Origin of the sequence: Paracoccus sp. R12_2, from assembly GCF_017744015.1 — a bacterium.
Lineage (GTDB): Bacteria > Pseudomonadota > Alphaproteobacteria > Rhodobacterales > Rhodobacteraceae > Paracoccus.
Genome location: NZ_JAGHRA010000003.1, coordinates 104,540 through 121,228, shown reverse-complemented (window position 1 = coordinate 121,228; position 16,689 = coordinate 104,540). Strand labels below are relative to the sequence as shown.

Here is a 16,689-nt window from a genome sequence, read left to right as displayed (position 1 = left end):
ACCGATGCTGCGCGAATTCTTTTCCTATTACCGCCCGTTCATGGGCCTGTTCTGGCTGGATTTCGGGTGCGCGGTTCTGTCGGGACTGCTGGAACTTGCCTTTCCGCTGGCGATCACCGGCTTCATCGACCATCTGCTGCCGCAGGGCGACTGGTCGCTGACCATCGCCGCTGCCGTCGGGTTGCTGCTGTTGTATGCGATCAATGCGGGCCTGCTGACGGTGGTGATCTACTGGGGGCACAAGCTGGGCATCAACATCGAGACCGAGATGCGGGCCCGCGCCTTCGACCACCTGACCCGGCTTTCCTGGCGCTGGTATGACCGCGCCCGCACCGGCAAGCTGGTCGCCCGCGTGACCCGCGACCTGGAAGAGATCGGCGAGGTCGCCCATCACGGTCCCGAGGATGCCGTGGTCGCGATCATGACCTTTGTCGGGGCCTTTACGCTGATGTTCTGGATCAACCCGCAACTGGCGCTGATCGTCGCGCTGATCGTGCCGGCGATGCTGGCGCTTGTGATCGTCTATGGCGGGCGGATGACGCGGACATGGCGCGCGATCTATTCGCGTGTCGGCGATTTCAATGTTCGCCTGGAAGAGGCCCTTGGCGGCGTCCGCGTCGTGCAGGCGTTCGGCAATGAAAGCCATGAAAGCCATCTCTTTGCCGGTGATAACGCGCGTTACCGGCAGGCCAAGCTTGACGCCTATCGGGTCATGGCGGCGTCGTCGGCCTTGCAATATATGGGCCTGCGGCTGGTGCAGGTGATCGTGATGGTCGTGGGCGCCGGTTTCGTGCTGTCAGGCAGCCTGTCCACCGGGGGCTTCGTCGGCTTTCTGTTGCTGGTGGGCGTATTCTACCGCCCACTGGAAAAGATCGCCGCCGTGATCGAAACCTATCCGCGCGGCATCGCCGGGTTCCGCCGCTATCAGGAACTGCTGGCCACCGATCCCGAAATCGCCGACGCGCCCGAAGCGACCGAGGCACCCGTGCTGCGCGGCGATATCCACTTTGACCGGGTGGGCTTCGCCTATGATCAGGGCCGCCCGATCCTGCAGGGCATCGACCTGTCCGTTCGGGCCGGCGAGACGGTCGCCTTTGTCGGCCATTCCGGTGCCGGCAAGACGACCCTTCTGGCGCTGTTGCCGCGCTTCTACGAGCCGACCGAGGGGCGCATCATCGTGGACGGGATGCCGCTGGACCGGATGCGGCTGAACAGCCTGCGGCGTCAGATCGGGCTGGTCAGCCAGGATGTCTTCCTGTTCGGCGGCACGCTGCGCGAGAACATCGCCTATGGTCGCCTTGGCGCCAGCGAAGACGAGATACGCAAGGCCGCTGCACAGGCGCAGCTGACATCGCTGATCGCGTCTTTGCCCGAAGGGCTGGACACGGTGGTCGGCGAACGCGGCGTGATGCTGTCGGGCGGTCAGAAACAGCGCGTCGCCATCGCGCGTGCCTTCCTGAAGAACCCGCCGATCCTGATCCTGGACGAGGCGACCAGCGCGCTGGACAGCCAGACCGAACGCGAGATCCAGTCGGCGCTGGATGCGCTGGCGGTCGGGCGCACGACGCTGATCATCGCGCATCGACTGGGCACGATCCGCAACGCCGACCGGATCGTGGTCATGCAAGACGGTCGCATCGCGGAAATCGGAAGCCACGCCCAGCTTCTGTCGCAGGGCGGCATCTATGCGGCGCTTGCGGCCTGACCGGGCGTCTGCCGCCTAGAAATCCCAGTCCTCGTCTTCGGTGGCGACCGCCTTGCCGATCACATAGGACGACCCCGATCCCGAGAAGAAATCATGGTTCTCGCTGTCGGGGGACAGGGCGGCAAGGATCGCCGGATTGACCTCGCAGGCGGCGGCGGGGAACAGCGCCTCATAGCCCAGATTCTGCAGCGCCTTGTTGGCATTATAGTGCAGGAACGCCTTCACATCCTCGGTCAGCCCGATCCCGTCATACAGCTCGGCCGTGTACCTTGCTTCGATGTCGTAGAGATCGAAGATCAGCGAGAAGGCGAAATCCTTCAGCGCCGCGCGCTCGGCCTCGTCCAGTTTCTCAAGCCCGCGCTGGTATTTGTAGCCGATATAGTAGCCATGCACCGCCTCGTCGCGGATGATCAGCCGGATCAGGTCCGCGGTGTTGGTCAGCTTGGCGCGGCTGGACCAGTACATCGGCAGATAGAAGCCGGAATAGAACAGGAAGCTTTCCAGGAACACGCTGGCGATCTTGCGCCGCATCGGATCGGCGTCCGCCTTGTATTCGTCAAGGACCAGCCGGGCCTTGTGTTGCAGATGCGGGTTTTCCTCGGACCAGCGGAACGCCTCGTCGACCTCTTTCGTGGAACACAGCGTCGAGAAGATCGACGAATAGGACCGCGCATGAACCGCCTCCATGAAGGCAATGTTGGACAGCACCGCCTCTTCGTGCGGGGTGATCGCGTCGGGCATCATCACCGGCGCGCCGACGCTGTTCTGCAGCGTGTCCAGCAATGTCAGCCCGGTGAAGACCCGGATGGTCAGTTGCCGTTCCTCGGGGCGCAATGTCGCCCAGCTTTGAACATCATTCGACAACGGCACCTTTTCGGGCAGCCAGAAATTCACCGTCAGCCGGTTCCAGACCTCAAGATCCTTCTCGTCTTCCAGCCGGTTCCAGTTGATCGCCCTGGCCACACCCGTCACCATGTCCCGCATCGCGCCAATCCCCTTCTTCTTTGTCCAGATCCCCCCCACGGGGGTCCGAGGTGTGAAACCCCCGGTCATCGCCTGCCTACAACGTGCAGGACACGCAGCCCTGCACCTCGGTGCCCTCCAGCGCGGTTTGCCGCAGCCGGATGTAATAGATCGTCTTGATACCCTTCTTCCACGCATGGATCTGGGCGCGGTTGATGTCGCGGGTCGTCGCCTCGGCGGGGAAGAACAGGGTCAGGGACAGGCCCTGATCGACATGCTCGGTCGCTGCTGCATAGGTGTCGATGATTGCCTCGGGGCCGATCTCGTATGCGTCGCGGTAATATTCCAGATTCTCGTTCGACATATAGGCGGCCGGGTAATAGACGCGGCCGATCTTGCCCTCCTTGCGGATCTCGATCTTGCTGACGATGGGGTGGATCGAACTGGTCGAGTTGTTGATATAGCTGATCGACCCTGTCGGCGGCACGGCCTGCAGGTTGCGGTTGTAAAGCCCGTGTTCCATCACCTGAACCTTCAGCGCGGCCCAGTCGTCGCGTGTGGGCAGGGTGATGTGGTCAAAGAAACGGGCCACATCGGGCAGGCCGGGCAGCCAGTCACGGTCGGTATATTTGTCGAAGAAGCTGCCATCGGCATAGGTCGATTTCTCGAAGCCCTTGAAGGTTGCGCCCTTTTCACGCGCCAGCAGCATCGAGGCGCGGATCGCGTGATAGGCGATCGCGGCGAAATAGACGCTGGTGAATTCGACGCCCTCCGGGCTGCCGTAATGGATATGCTCGCGCGCCAGAAACCCGTGCAGGTTCATCTGCCCCAGACCCACGGCATGCGCCTCGTCGTTGCCCTTGCGGATCGAGGGCACGGAATCGATGGCCGACATTTCCGAAACGGCGGTCAGGGCGCGGATCGCGGCCTCGACGGTGGCGCCGAAATCGGGCCCGTCCATCGTCTTCGCGATGTTCAGCGATCCCAGGTTGCAGGAAATATCGGTGCCCATATGTGCATAGCTGAGATCGTCGTTGAACTGCGACGCCTCGTTCACCTGCAGGATTTCGGAACACAGGTTCGACATGGTGATGCGCCCGTCGATCGGGTTGGCGCGGTTCACCGTGTCCTCGAACATGATATAGGGATAGCCGCTTTCGAATTGGATCTCGGCCAGCGTCTGGAAGAATTCGCGGGCGTTGATCTTCTTCTTGCGGATGCGCTTGTCATCGACCATCTCGGCATATTTCTCGGTCACGGAAATGTCCGAGAAAGGCACGCCATAGACCCTCTGGATGTCGTGGGGCGAGAACAGGTACATATCCTCGTTGCGCTTGGCCAGATCGAAGGTGATGTCGGGGATCACCACGCCAAGCGACAGCGTCTTGATGCGGATCTTTTCGTCCGCGTTCTCGCGCTTGGTATCCAGAAAGCGCAGGATGTCGGGGTGATGGGCGTTCAGATAGACCGCCCCCGCGCCCTGCCGCGCCCCCAACTGGTTGGCATAACTGAAGCTGTCCTCCAGCAGTTTCATCACCGGGATGACGCCCGAGGACTGGTTCTCGATGCCTTTGATCGGTGCGCCGGATTCGCGGATATTGGTCAGCATCAGGGCGACCCCGCCGCCGCGCTTGGACAATTGCAGCGAGGAATTGATGGCTCTGCCGATCGATTCCATGTTGTCCTCGATCCGCAGAAGGAAACAGGAAATCAGCTCGCCCCGCGATTTCTTGCCCGCGTTCAGGAAGGTCGGCGTGGCGGGCTGGAAACGGCCCGACAGCATTTCATCCATGAAACGCAGGGCCAGCGCCTCGTCGCCGCGCGCAAGGGCCAGGGCGACCATCACGACCCGATCCTCGTAACGCTCAAGATAGCGATGGCCGTCGCGGGTCTTCAGCGTGTAGCTGGTATAGTATTTGAACGCGCCGAGGAATGTCGGAAAGCGGAATTTTCGCGCATAGGCGGCGTCCCAGATCTCGCGCTGGAAGTTACGGGAATACTGGTCCAGCACGGCGGCCTCGTAATAGCCCTCATCGACCAGATAACGCAGCTTTTCATCCAGATTGTGGAAGAAGACCGTGTTCTGGTTCACATGCTGCAGGAAATACTGGCGCGCGGCCATGCGGTCGGCGTCGAACCGGATCCGGCCATCCGCATCATACAGATTCAGCATCGCGTTCAGCGCGTGATAGTCGAGATCCGGTTTTATGGCGTCAAGCATTCCAGCCCCATCAATTTTGCAAGCCCCGACCGCACGCGGGCCAGATCGGTTTCGGTTCCCGCCAGTTCAAAGCGATACAGAACCGGAACATGGCATTTTTCAGAGATGACGCGGGCCGCCAGCGCGAAGGTCGCGCCGAAATTGCGATTTCCCGCGCCGATGACGCCGCGCAACCCGGCGCGACGATCAGGATCGTTCAGATAGCGGATCACCTGCTTGGGGACCGCGCCCCGTCCCATGCCGTCGGCATAGGTCGGGCAGATCAGCACGTGGTCCGCGGCGGGGCGGGGCATCGGCTCGTCCGGACGGATCGGAATGCGATCCGCCGCCAGCCCCAGCGCCGCGACGAACCGCGCCGTGTTGCCCGAGGCCGATGAAAAATAGACCAGACCCGCCATGACCTGCTCAGGCCAAGCGACCGATCATGTCGGGCCGGAAGCCCGCCCAGTGATCCTCGCCCGCGACCACCACCGGCACCTGCCGATAGCCAAGCGCGGTTACGCGCTGCATCGCATCCTCGTCCTGGGTCAGGTCGATAATGCTGTAATCCAGGCCGCGCGCGTCCAGCGCACGGGTGGTGGCGGTGCATTGCACGCAGGCAGGTTTGGAATAAACGGTGATTGTCATGGCCTCTGCTCCTGTCGTTTGGGCGGCAGAGGGCGCGGAATGGCCCTGCGCATGATCCTGCGAAGGCGCCACGCCGCCGGACCCACCGCCCGGTGTCGTCGTCGTCGCCATGGCAGGTCTCCTGGCTTGCGGTGTCTTGCGCGGCTGGCCTTCCCGGAACGCTCCAGTGGCATGTTCAGCCGTGCACACCGCTTACAGTTGCGGGGGCAGCGCCGGATCTTCACCGGCTTCCCTATTCACCCTGACCCGAGTCAGCGGCACCATAGCCACATCATTTAGGCATATTAGGTCAAGCGGCGTCAATATGTGGTGTCGACTGCCGTGAAGATTTCTTCAGTCGTCTACGACATTCAGGATTTTCGGCAATGCCGGGCAGGGCAGCAACTGGTTGCGGGCCACGTCAGCCAGGGAATGATTGTGCAGGAACACATAGACGTGGGCCGACAGGCTTTCCCACAACCGGTTCGACAGGGTCTGCGCACGCGATCCGGATATGCCGCCCGACGCACCTGCGCCAACATGCATGGCGCTGACGGTTTCATCGACCGCCTCAAGGATTTCCGAGACGCGGATGGTTTCGGGTGCGCGGGCCAGCCTGTAGCCGCCGCCCGGTCCCCGGACAGACGCCACAAGTTCGGCGCGGCGCAGGCGCACGAACAACTGCTCCAGATAGGGCAGCGAGATATCCTGACGCTTCGAGATTTCGGCCAGAGATGTCAGTTCACCCTGCTTGGCGATGGCCAGATCGGTCAGCGCGATGATCGCGTAGCGGCCCTTGGTCGACAGTTTCATCGCACATCCCCCTGTCTGCGCATCTCGCGTCGCATTGACGGGCGGCGCGTGGCTGCGCTATGCCGCCGAGGCCCGTTTCTTGCGTAATCGGCGCCAGCTTCCCAGATCAGATGGTCTAGAAGCCTGACGCGACCTCGTCAAGCAACCAACAAGCTGTGAAGGACGACGATGCCAGAGCTTATTTTTCCCGGTCCAGAAGGCCGCCTCGAAGGCCGCTATCACCCCCAGCCGGGCAAGCCCGACGCCCCCATCGCCATCGTCCTGCACCCCCATCCCCAGTACGGTGGCACGATGAACAATCGCGTGGTGTATAATCTGCACTACGCGTTTCACAACATGGGTTTCACGGTGATGCGGTTCAATTTCCGCGGTGTGGGACGCAGCCAGGGAGAGTTCGATCAGGGTGTGGGCGAATTGTCCGATGCCGCCTCGGCGCTGGATTACCTGCAGGCGATGAACCCCAATTCGAAGCATTGCTGGGTCGCCGGTTTCAGCTTCGGCGCGTGGATCGGGATGCAGTTGCTGATGCGCCGCCCCGAGATCACCGGCTTCATCAGCGTGTCGCCGCCCGCCAACATGTATGATTTCAGCTTCCTTGCGCCCTGCCCAAGCTCGGGGCTGATCATCAACGGAACTGCCGATCGCGTCGCGCCGCCAAAGGATACGCATTCGCTGGTCTCCAAGCTGCGCGAACAGAAGGGCATCACCATCACCCACGAGGAAATCGACGGCGCGGACCATTTCTTCCGCGACGACGAGGCGCATATGAAGCCGATGATCGGCATGGTTCAGAACTATGTCCGGCGGCGGCTGACCGAAAGCACGCGCTGATCCATGACGGACCGGGTTGCGGCACAGATCGATTTTCTGTGCGAGGCCGACCGGCTGAAATCGGTCGATCGCGCGAATGTGCTGATGGATCTGTCGCGCGCCGAAAACAGCGCCGAACACAGTTGGCACGTGGCGTTATGGGCGATGGTTTTCGGTGCTTCGGACCGGACCATCGCCATGCTGCTGCTGCACGATCTGGTCGAGATCGATGTCGGCGATCAGCCCATTCACCTGGCCCACGATGCCGACGCCCTGATGCAGGCCGAATTGCGGGCGGCCACGCGCATCTTCGGCCTGCTGCCCGAGGGCGGCACCTGGCTGGGCCTCTGGCGCGAATTCGAGGCCGGTCTGACACCGGATGCCCGCTTCGCCAAGCGGATGGATCACTGCCAGCCGCTGTTTCAGGTCTTGCTGACGCGCGACCCCCTGCCGCAGCATGTTCAGATCGTGCGCGACAATCTGGACCGGGGACGCGCGGCCCGATTGCACGCGGAATGGCCCGAGGCGATACATGCGGCCCGGTCGCTTCTGGATCAGGGAACCGCGCCGACCGGTGATCTTGGCGCGCGACTGGGCTTTCTGGCCGAGGCGGACGCACTGAAATCCGTGATCCGCGCGAATGTGCTGATCGACGCGTCCCGGCGCGAGAACAGCGCCGAACATATTTGGCATCTGGCGTTGTACGCGCTGGTCCTGCGCGAACATGCGCAGGACGGGGTGGATATCGGCCGCGTGATCCGGATGCTGTTGCTGCACGATCTGGTCGAGATCGATGTCGGTGACGTGCCGCTGCATTCCGCGCAGGGGCAGGCGCATGGCTCGGCCAGCATCCAGGCTGCCGAGGCGCGGGCGGCGCGACGCATCTTCGGCCTGCTTCCGACCTCGCAAGGGGCGGATTACCTGTCGCTGTGGCAAGAGTTCGAGACAGCGCAGACACCGGATGCGATCTTCGCCAAATCGCTGGATCGCTGTCAGCCCGCCGTGCAGAATCTTCGTTCGGGCGGCGTCGGCTGGCGCGAATATTCCGTCAACTACGCGGATCTGGTGACGCGGGTCGGGGCACGCGTCCGCCCCGGCGCACCGGCGCTGTGGGACTGGCTGGACCTGCGGCTGCGAGATCATTTCCGCTGAGGCCAGAAAAAAATCGTCGTGCTTCTGGAACGATCGTCTCGCTCGCGTGTTGGGATGCCATACTGGAAACAGACATATCCGAGGAGGAAATGTGATGAAATTCAAAGCTTTGGCGATGACGACCGCAATGGCCATGACAATCGGCGGAACGGCCTTCGGCCAGACGATGATCGGTGAACAAGAGGTGTCGAAGTCCGACGTTGCGTTTGTTCAGGCACATTGCGAAATGCTTGCTTCGGGCGGCACGGAAAGCGACATGGCGACGATGGGGAATTCGGGCAATCCCGATACGGACGGCATGGAACCCAAGCCTGATGCGACCGATTTCGGTTCTGCGTCCAACGAAGACGCTGTTGCCGGCAACGCGGGGAATCCCGACGCCGGCGAGACGGATGAGAACCAGGCTGCCGAAGGCATGGTATCCGAGACCGAACTTGAACCTGAGGGTAACTCGGGCAATCCCGACGCCGAGACGGATGTTCCGTCGGTCAATCTGCAGCAGATCACCTTGGCCGATTGCGAAGCAGCCGGAATGTGATCATCGCACCAGATGTGGCACGATAGTTGTTGTCGCAGCGCTACCTCTGCAAAAAAGGAAACGCCGGACGGGTCGTCCGGCGTTTTCTTGTCAGTGAGACAACATCAGCGGCTGGCCCTTCAGGAAATGGCGATGCGCCATGGCGCGGGCACGCTTGCCGGGCGCAAACGGTCGCGCACCGGGAAAGCTTGTGACGCCCTCGCGCAGTTCGGGGAACAGCGTGAAAATCTCGTCCCTCGCAGCCGCACCCAGCGCCGCAAGCGCCTGTGGGCCGGGATAAAGCGACTCGGTCTCGGCGCCGTTGGACATCACGACCTCGTGGCGGTCGAACATCAGGTGAAGATAGGTCACTTCGCTGGCGTCGAAGACTTCGTCGATACCCTCGATCTCTGTCAGGTGGCGTGCCGCGATCAGCAATTCCTGTGTTCCGAACATCCGCTGAGCGATTTTCGAGCAGATCAGGATCCGATGCTGCGGCGAAACGGTCAGGTCACTCTGCGGATGGTTCTTGCCAAGGGCGCCGGCACGAATGCGAATGGGACGAAGCTTGGGATTGCTGGCAAGATCGGTCGCCGACAGGCGGCGCCTTCCGCACCAGCGGATCGGTTGAAAGCCGTTGTCGCGCGTCCAGACCCTGTCGCCGACCGACAGTTCCTCGACCGCGCGCTCTCCGGATTCGGTCAGGATCATCGTCCCGAGGGCGAAACAGGGAACAAAGCCCTGAAGATCAAAGCGGTTCGAACTTGCGACACCCAGTTCGGTTGTGAAATTCTGCGCCGGGGGCAAGCGAATCCCGATGATCGGATGGCTGGTGACGGCATCGACCTCGCCCGGTACGCCCCCGCTGACGGGTGGCGGGATCATGAACGTATTGCCCGAGGTGTCCTGGAAGACGCGCACGGTCGTGGTCACGGTATCGGTGCTGCCATCCGGCAGCAGCCGCGTGACCTGGGTGCCGCTTGCAAGGAAGGCACCGTCGATTTCGTGGCTGTGACCGACCGGTGGATCGCCCAGCTCATAGCTGATGCGTTCCTGCGTACCACTGTAGTTGTTGTGATAGATCATGCCGTCGCCATTGGTGTCGTTCATCGACACCTCAAGCACCTGTGCATGCAGCGGCTGATCGGTACCGCCGATGCTGCGATTCGCGAAAATTCCGGTCGAGGCCTCGGAATTGATCGTCGATTCATTGGGGTCGATATCGGCGTAATTGCCGAGGTAGATCATGCGATAAATGGGCATCTGAAAAATCCAGCAAACTGAAAAGGCTACGCAAGTTCGATAGCCGAGTTTCAGTGATCGGAGAAGTTGTTCATTTGGTCAATTTTAATCGAATCCGGCCGATCCGGACGCGCTGACAATTCAGCAGTGCATACCATGGCATACTGTCTTTCATTCCGCGCCGAATGCGGATATAGCCCGGTCAGCACGCAACCAACGCCAAGGGAACCACCATGTCGAAGATCAAGGTAGAGAACCCCGTCGTCGAGCTTGACGGCGACGAGATGACGCGGATCATCTGGGATTTCATCAAGCAGAAGCTGATCCTGCCCTATCTGGACATCGACCTGAAATACTACGACCTCGGGATCGAAGAGCGTGACCGCACCGACGACCAGATCACCGTGGATGCCGCCGAGGCGATCAAGCAATACGGTGTCGGCGTCAAATGCGCGACCATCACCCCCGACGAGGCCCGCGTCGAAGAGTTCGGCCTGAAGAAGATGTGGCGGTCGCCCAACGGCACCATCCGCAACATCCTCGGCGGGGTGATCTTCCGCGAGCCGATCATCTGCAAGAACGTGCCGCGCCTGGTTCCGGGCTGGACCCAGCCGATCATCGTCGGCCGCCACGCCTTCGGCGACCAGTATCGCGCCACCGATTTCAAGTTTCCCGGCAAGGGCAAGCTGACCATCAAGTTCGTCGGCGATGACGGCGAGACGATCGAGCATGAGGTGTTCCAGTCGCCCGGCGCAGGTGTCGCCATGGCGATGTACAATCTGGACGACTCGATCCGCGACTTTGCCCGTGCCAGCATGAACTATGGCCTGTCGCGCGGCGTGCCGGTGTATCTGTCCACCAAGAACACCATCCTCAAGGCCTATGACGGCCGCTTCAAGGATCTGTTCCAGGAGGTCTTCGACGCCGAGTTTGCCGACAAGTTCAAGAAGGCAGGCATCACCTATGAACACCGCCTGATCGACGACATGGTGGCCAGTGCAATGAAGTGGTCGGGCGGCTATGTCTGGGCCTGCAAGAACTATGACGGCGACGTGCAGTCGGACACCGTCGCGCAGGGCTTCGGCAGCCTGGGGCTGATGACCTCGGTCCTGATGACCCCGGACGGGAAGATCGTCGAATCCGAGGCCGCCCACGGCACCGTCACGCGCCACTACCGCGAACACCAGAAGGGCAACGCGACCTCGACCAACTCGATCGCGTCGATCTTTGCCTGGACGGGCGGTCTGAAGCACCGCGCGAAACTGGACGGCAACGATGCGCTGATGACCTTTGCCACCACGCTGGAAAAAGTCACTGTGCAGGCCGTCGAGGACGGTTTCATGACCAAGGATCTGGCGCTGCTGGTCGGGCCGGACCAGAAATGGCTAACCACGATGGGCTATCTGGAAAAGGTCGACGAATATCTGAACAAGGCCCTGGCCTGAGTCGTCGAAGGCCGGCCCCGGCCTGTATTCTAGGCTAAGAGGAAGCCGCGCGGTCGCCCCGCGCGGCTTCATCCATTCTGAAGCTTGCTCAGCAGGGCGGGCAGTTCCCGCGCGCCGGTCTCGGCCTGCCGGACAAGCTGGTCGAAATGCGCAGTCAGAATCCGGACCCGATCGCTGTCGCGGAAGACCAGGTAGTTCTGCCCGATATAGATCGCCGCCATCAGCGGCCCGAACACCGTAAGCGGCGCCGAAAACAGCTGCCGCGCATCGTACAGGCAGACCCGCAGCGCCGGATAAAGCTGATCCGTGACCTGGGCAAAGTGATCCAGCTGCGCGCGGCGCAGGTCGGCGGGCAGGTCACGGTAATAGCCTTCGCCGCTGGCCAGCAATTCGATCTCTTGCCGGGGCAGGGCGATCTCCAGATCCGAACTTGTCTGGCGCATCCAGTCCAGCCGACGTTCCGATGCATCGATCGCCTGTTCGGTGCTGCGGTTGCGGTGGTTGGCGTATTCCCAGCGCAGCACCTGGTGGGTCTTCAGCATGTCGGGCAGGCCGGTCGGAACGTGACGTATCTTGTAGCCGGCCGCTTGCTGATGCCACTGGAACAACTGGTCGTCGATCAGCGCGCGCGTGGCCGCGGTGACCTGCAGCGAGGCGTCGACCAGATCGCTGGCCATCTGTTGATGTTCGCTGAGACCCAGCAGCCAGTCGGCGCTGACATCGAAATGTCGCGCGGCGGCGGCGACCAGATGCGCACCGGGCATCCGTCCGCCGGCATCGGTCAGAAGCTGCGATACGGTCGAGCGGTCCACGCCGATCGCGCGGGCAAGCCCGGACTGGGTTTCGCCGCTGTCGGCCATGATCTGCGAAAGCCGGTCGCGAAGCCCGGCCGCAAGATCGCGCTTGTCGTTAATTTCTCTCATACGGTGATATTTATCATCACATGCGCGAAATTGCTAACGATGTTCAGAATTCTGCGCAGCAGTTGGTTCTGATAGCAAAGGCCCAGTTTCCCGTCAGCAAGAGGAAAGGGCAGGATGGACACCCGCAAGCGATCGGTTCTCAAGGCTGTTCTGTGGCAGATACTTGGTCTTGTCGTGATGACGCTGGTCGGCTTCGCGCTGACGGGATCGGTTCGGGTGGGCGGCGGCATGGCGTTGATCAACGCCGCGCTGGGGCTGGTGCTGTATCTGGGCTATGAAAGGCTGTGGCAGCATATCCGCTGGGGCCGCATCGCGGGTTGAGCGGCTGCGGGCGCTTTCCAAACCCGGTGGAATCGGCTATCGGCGGCACAAGCATTCCCTGCCGCCGGAGCCCGCGCCATGAAAGCCGCCGTCATCACCTTTCCCGGATCGAATTGCGACCGTGATCTGGCCGTCGCGCTGGAACAGGCTGGCGCACAGGTCACACGCGTCTGGCACAAGGATGACGCGCTGCCCGTGGGCATCGATCTGGTGGCTGTTCCGGGCGGGTTTTCCTATGGCGATTACCTGCGCTGCGGCGCGATCGCGGCCCATTCGCCGATCGCCGGCCCGCTGCGCGCGCATGCGCAAAAGGGAGGCTATGTCCTGGGGATCTGCAACGGGTTTCAAGTGCTGACCGAGCTGAAGCTGTTGCCCGGTGCGCTGATGCGCAACCAGGGACTGACCTTCATCTGCCGCCCGGTCTCGATGTGCGTCGCGACCGACGCCAGCGACTTTACCCGTGGCTATGGGCGGGGCCAGAAGATCACCATTCCCGTCGCCCATCACGACGGCAACTATCAGGTCACGCAGAACGACCTGGCGCGGCTGCGCGATCAGGACCGGATCGCATTCACCTATGCCCCGTCGATCAACGGATCGGTCGCCGACATTGCCGGTGTCCTGTCCCAGAACCGTCGGGTTCTGGGGATGATGCCGCATCCGGAACGGGCCGCAGATCCGGCGCTTGGCGGCAGCGATGGTGCGCCGCTGTTTTCTGCGCTGGTCGGCAGCTTGCAGAACGCCTGACTTGAGCGAATATGATTCCGGGCCTAGATTGCGTCAGTTGACGGATTATTTCGGGTTGACGGGGTGATCGAGGATCAGGGGCAACACGGCAGATCGGCACGGACCGGGCGGGCAGGGCCGCAACCGGCCAGTCCCTGGTGGCTGCGCTCTGCCATCGGGCTGATCTTCGTGGGCGCCCTTGCGGCGATCTGGATCACCAACGCCTGGCTGACCGAGCGGTTCGCGGAAAATACCCGCGTCCATGCCGAGCTTCGGCTTGAGCTTTATACCGGAAACCTGCGCGCCGAGCTGGATCGAAACGAGGTCGTGCCGCTTCTGCTGGCGCGCGACCCGGCGCTGATCGGAGCGCTGAGCAGCGGCGATTTCTCGACCACATCAGCACGTCTGATCGCCGCCCAGAAAGAGATCGGCGCGGCCTCGATCCGGCTTCTGGACGCATCGGGGCGGACCGTGGGGTCCACCGATCGTTACCAGATCGGCGCCAATGTCGTGTCATCGCCCTATTTCGTCGAGGCGCTTCGCTCTCGGGATACGGTGTTCACGGTCTCGACCAACGACGCGGGCGCCTATGAGTTCAATCATTCCCGCGCCATCGTCGCCGACGGCAAGACCCTTGGGATCATCGTGGTCGGGGCCGATCTCAGCCAGTTGGAACGGCGATGGTCGGGCATCGCCGATGCCGTCGTGGTGACCGACAGCGAAGGCAGGATCATCCTGTCGACCGAACCGCGCTGGCGCGGCCTGACCATTCCCGAAGCGCTTGAGGTGCGATCCGCCCCCTCCGCGATCCAGCGCGCCTTTCAGGTCACCACCGACTGGGCCGCGCCGCCCGCCGACGCCTATCTGAAGGGGCGCGCGGTGATGCGCAGCGAATATCGCATCACCTTCCGGGGCTGGAAGATGGTCGGGTTCACCACCTATGCCTCGACCCGGGAACGGGTGAACGCGGTCCTGGCGCTGGAGATCATGGGGTTCGCGATCCTTCTGGCGGGCGCGTTCTGGCTGTTGTCGCGGCGTGCGCGGATGCAATCGGCGGCCTACATGCGCGAGTCTGCGGATCTGCGCGCGCTGAATGCGCGTCTGACCAGCGAGATCGCCGAACGCGAACGCGTCCAGAAGGAACTGCGTGTTGCCGAACAGACGGTGCAGCAATCCTCGAAACTGGCCGCTCTGGGCGAAATGTCCGCGGGCGTCAGCCACGAGTTGAACCAGCCGCTGGCCGCGATGAAGACCTATCTGGCCGGCGCGCGGCTGCTGCTGCAGCGCAACCGGCCCGAAGAGGCACTGTCCAGCTTTCAGCGGATCGACGACCTGATCGAACGGATGGGGGCGATTACCCGACAGCTGAAATCCTATGCCCGCAAGGGCGGGGATGCGGTCGAACCCGTCGATCTGCGCGCGGCCGTCAGTTCCGCCCTGACCATGATGGAGCCGCAGCTGCGCAGCCGCACGATCCGCGTCAGCCGCAACGCGCCGCGCGGCCGGATCATGGTCCTTGCCGATCGCATCCGTCTTGAGCAGGTGATCATCAACCTGTTGCGGAACGCGGTCGATGCGGTCAAGGATCGTCGCGATGCCGCCATCGAGATCACCGTCGAGGCCGGGGCTCACGCCCATGTGTCCGTCCGCGACAACGGTCCGGGTGTTTCCGATCTGGAAAAACTGTTTGAACCCTTCTGGACCACGAAGAAGCCCGGCGAGGGCACCGGACTTGGGCTGGCGATCTCGTCCAGCATCGTGGCGGATTTCGGAGGTCGCCTGACCGCCCATAACGCAACCGAAGGCGGGGCCGTCTTCCATGTCGAACTGCCGCTACACCGGCCCGGCGAAACCCGCGAGGCACTGGCCGCGGAATGATTATCGAGAGAGGTTAGAAGAATGTCCCGCAAGCTGAAGATCGCGATTGTCGACGACGAACCGGATATGCGGGAATCGATCAGCCAGTGGCTGGTCCTGTCCGGATTCGAGACCGAGACCTTCGCCAGCGCAGAAGACGCGCTGAAGGTGATCGGACCGGACTGGCCGGGTGTTGTCGTGTCGGATATCCGGATGCCGGGAATGGACGGGATCGCGCTGCTCAAGCGCCTGATGGGACTTGATTCCGCCTTGCCCGTCATCCTGATCACCGGCCACGGCGATGTGCCGATGGCGGTCGAGGCGATGCGCCTTGGGGCCATGGATTTCATGGAAAAGCCCTTCAATCCCGACAAGATGACCCAGCTTGCCAAGAAGGCGACACAGGCGCGCCGGATGACGCTGGACAACCGCACGCTTCGTCGCGACCTGTCCGAGGGGCAGCAGGTGATGTCCAAGCTGATCGGCCAAAGCCCGGTGATGGATCGCCTGCGCGAGGATATCCTGGATCTGGGGCAGGCCGATGGTCACGTCCTGATCGACGGCGAGACCGGCACCGGCAAGACCCTGGTCGCCCATGCCCTGCACGCGGTCGGCCCCCGCGCGACCAAGAAATTCGTGCCCGTGTCCTGCGCGGCCTATAACGACGAGGCCTTGTCCGCGCGCCTCTTCGGTCCCATCGAAGAAGGCCTGCCGGCGGTCGAGGAAGCCCGCGGCGGCACCTTGTGCATGGAAGATGTCGAGGCCATGTCCGAGCCGCTGCAGGCCCGGCTTCTGGCCTTCATCAGCGATCAGGGCACGCCCGCCGAAACCCGGATCATCGCCATCTCGAATGCGCGGGGCGAGGGGCGCAAGGCCGAGGATTCGCTGCGGCCGGATCTGTTCTATCGCCTGTCCGCGCTGAAGATCACGCTGCCACCCCTGCGGGCGCGGGGCGAGGATATCCTGGCGCTGTTCACCCGGATGTCCGAACAATTCTCCGAGGAATATGGCTGCGAGCCGCCTCAGGTCAGCGCGCAAGAGGCCGCGCAGCTTCTGCAGGCGCCCTGGCCGGGCAATATCCGCCAGCTTATCAACGTGGCCGAACGCGCGGTGCTGCAGAACCGCCGCGGATCGGGGTCCATCGCCTCGCTTCTGATGGCGGATGGCGAGGACAATCAGCAAGCCACGACCACCGAGGGCAAGCCGCTGAAGGAATATGTCGAAAGCTTCGAGAAGATGTTGATCGACAACACCATGCGCCGGCACAAGGGCAGCATCGCCGCCGTCATGGAAGAGCTTTGCCTGCCGCGCCGGACCCTGAACGAGAAGATGGCGAAATACGGTCTGCAGCGCAGCGACTATCTGTAACGATCATCGCCGGGAATGAA

The 16,689-nt window shown here is 62.6% G+C and carries 16 protein-coding genes and 1 riboswitch; of the genes, 9 read left to right on the top strand and 7 right to left on the bottom strand.

The features are described from left to right. Positions 1–4: 4 nt before the first annotated feature. Positions 5–1,705, top strand: coding sequence for an ABC transporter ATP-binding protein (locus tag J7359_RS04925; RefSeq protein WP_209055434.1), 1,701 nt, complete (start codon positions 5–7; stop codon positions 1,703–1,705). A 15-nt stretch (positions 1,706–1,720) separates the two neighbouring features. On the opposite strand, the gene nrdF is transcribed toward J7359_RS04925, so the two are convergent. The 5 genes from nrdF to J7359_RS04900 all read right to left on the bottom strand — a co-directional run bounded on the left by nrdF (position 1,721) and on the right by J7359_RS04900 (position 6,308). Then, entirely contained in the window at positions 1,721–2,689 is a 969-nt protein-coding gene (nrdF, locus tag J7359_RS04920; RefSeq protein WP_209055433.1) for a class 1b ribonucleoside-diphosphate reductase subunit beta, read from the bottom strand. A gap of 76 nt (positions 2,690–2,765) precedes the next feature. Beyond that, positions 2,766–4,889, bottom strand: a complete 2,124-nt coding sequence (gene nrdE, locus J7359_RS04915; RefSeq protein ID WP_209055432.1) for a class 1b ribonucleoside-diphosphate reductase subunit alpha — start codon at positions 4,887–4,889, stop codon at positions 2,766–2,768. Then, on the bottom strand, positions 4,874–5,287 hold the full coding sequence (gene nrdI, locus J7359_RS04910) for a class Ib ribonucleoside-diphosphate reductase assembly flavoprotein NrdI (RefSeq protein WP_209055431.1): 414 nt from the start codon (positions 5,285–5,287) through the stop codon (positions 4,874–4,876). The genes nrdE and nrdI overlap by 16 nt, the downstream gene beginning before the upstream one ends. A gap of 7 nt (positions 5,288–5,294) precedes the next feature. After that, positions 5,295–5,516, bottom strand: coding sequence for a glutaredoxin-like protein NrdH (nrdH, locus tag J7359_RS04905; RefSeq protein ID WP_209055642.1), 222 nt, complete (start codon positions 5,514–5,516; stop codon positions 5,295–5,297). Between the two features lie 93 nt (positions 5,517–5,609). Beyond that, a riboswitch (cobalamin riboswitch) is annotated at positions 5,610–5,796 on the bottom strand. Between the two features lie 53 nt (positions 5,797–5,849). Continuing rightward, the gene (locus J7359_RS04900) at positions 5,850–6,308 is read right to left on the bottom strand and encodes an Rrf2 family transcriptional regulator (RefSeq protein ID WP_209055430.1); all 459 of its coding nucleotides are present in this window, start codon (positions 6,306–6,308) and stop codon (positions 5,850–5,852) included. Positions 6,309–6,476: 168 nt separating this feature from the next. Here J7359_RS04900 and J7359_RS04895 point away from each other — a divergent pair, with 168 nt between their 5' ends. The 3 genes from J7359_RS04895 (at position 6,477) to J7359_RS04885 (ending at position 8,808) form a co-directional block, all read left to right on the top strand. Continuing rightward, a complete protein-coding gene (locus J7359_RS04895) occupies positions 6,477–7,139 on the top strand; it encodes an alpha/beta hydrolase (protein WP_209055429.1) in 663 nt (220 codons plus the stop codon). A 3-nt stretch (positions 7,140–7,142) separates the two neighbouring features. Continuing rightward, positions 7,143–8,270: an HD domain-containing protein gene (locus J7359_RS04890; RefSeq protein ID WP_209055428.1), complete on the top strand. Its 1,128-nt coding sequence runs from the start codon at positions 7,143–7,145 to the stop codon at positions 8,268–8,270. A 94-nt stretch (positions 8,271–8,364) separates the two neighbouring features. Then, positions 8,365–8,808 carry a hypothetical protein gene (locus J7359_RS04885; RefSeq protein WP_209055427.1) on the top strand — a complete coding sequence of 148 codons (444 nt, stop codon included), beginning with the start codon at positions 8,365–8,367 and terminating at the stop codon, positions 8,806–8,808. A 90-nt stretch (positions 8,809–8,898) separates the two neighbouring features. On the opposite strand, the gene J7359_RS04880 is transcribed toward J7359_RS04885, so the two are convergent. Then, the gene (locus J7359_RS04880) at positions 8,899–10,050 is read right to left on the bottom strand and encodes a Hint domain-containing protein (RefSeq protein WP_247740199.1); all 1,152 of its coding nucleotides are present in this window, start codon (positions 10,048–10,050) and stop codon (positions 8,899–8,901) included. Between the two features lie 212 nt (positions 10,051–10,262). Between J7359_RS04880 and J7359_RS04875 the strand changes: the two genes are divergently transcribed. Beyond that, entirely contained in the window at positions 10,263–11,474 is a 1,212-nt protein-coding gene (locus tag J7359_RS04875; protein WP_209055426.1) for an NADP-dependent isocitrate dehydrogenase, read from the top strand. A 68-nt stretch (positions 11,475–11,542) separates the two neighbouring features. On the opposite strand, the gene J7359_RS04870 is transcribed toward J7359_RS04875, so the two are convergent. Continuing rightward, on the bottom strand, positions 11,543–12,397 hold the full coding sequence (locus J7359_RS04870; protein WP_209055425.1) for a helix-turn-helix transcriptional regulator: 855 nt from the start codon (positions 12,395–12,397) through the stop codon (positions 11,543–11,545). A 114-nt stretch (positions 12,398–12,511) separates the two neighbouring features. Between J7359_RS04870 and J7359_RS04865 the strand changes: the two genes are divergently transcribed. The 4 genes from J7359_RS04865 (at position 12,512) to J7359_RS04850 (ending at position 16,669) form a co-directional block, all read left to right on the top strand. Continuing rightward, entirely contained in the window at positions 12,512–12,718 is a 207-nt protein-coding gene (locus J7359_RS04865) for a DUF2061 domain-containing protein (protein WP_209055424.1), read from the top strand. A 78-nt stretch (positions 12,719–12,796) separates the two neighbouring features. Next, positions 12,797–13,465, top strand: a complete 669-nt coding sequence (gene purQ, locus J7359_RS04860) for a phosphoribosylformylglycinamidine synthase subunit PurQ (RefSeq protein WP_209055423.1) — start codon at positions 12,797–12,799, stop codon at positions 13,463–13,465. 141 nt (positions 13,466–13,606) lie between these two features. After that, on the top strand, positions 13,607–15,322 hold the full coding sequence (locus J7359_RS04855; RefSeq protein WP_247740211.1) for an ATP-binding protein: 1,716 nt from the start codon (positions 13,607–13,609) through the stop codon (positions 15,320–15,322). A 21-nt stretch (positions 15,323–15,343) separates the two neighbouring features. Beyond that, on the top strand, positions 15,344–16,669 hold the full coding sequence (locus tag J7359_RS04850) for a sigma-54 dependent transcriptional regulator (RefSeq protein WP_209055422.1): 1,326 nt from the start codon (positions 15,344–15,346) through the stop codon (positions 16,667–16,669). Positions 16,670–16,689: the final 20 nt, after the last annotated feature.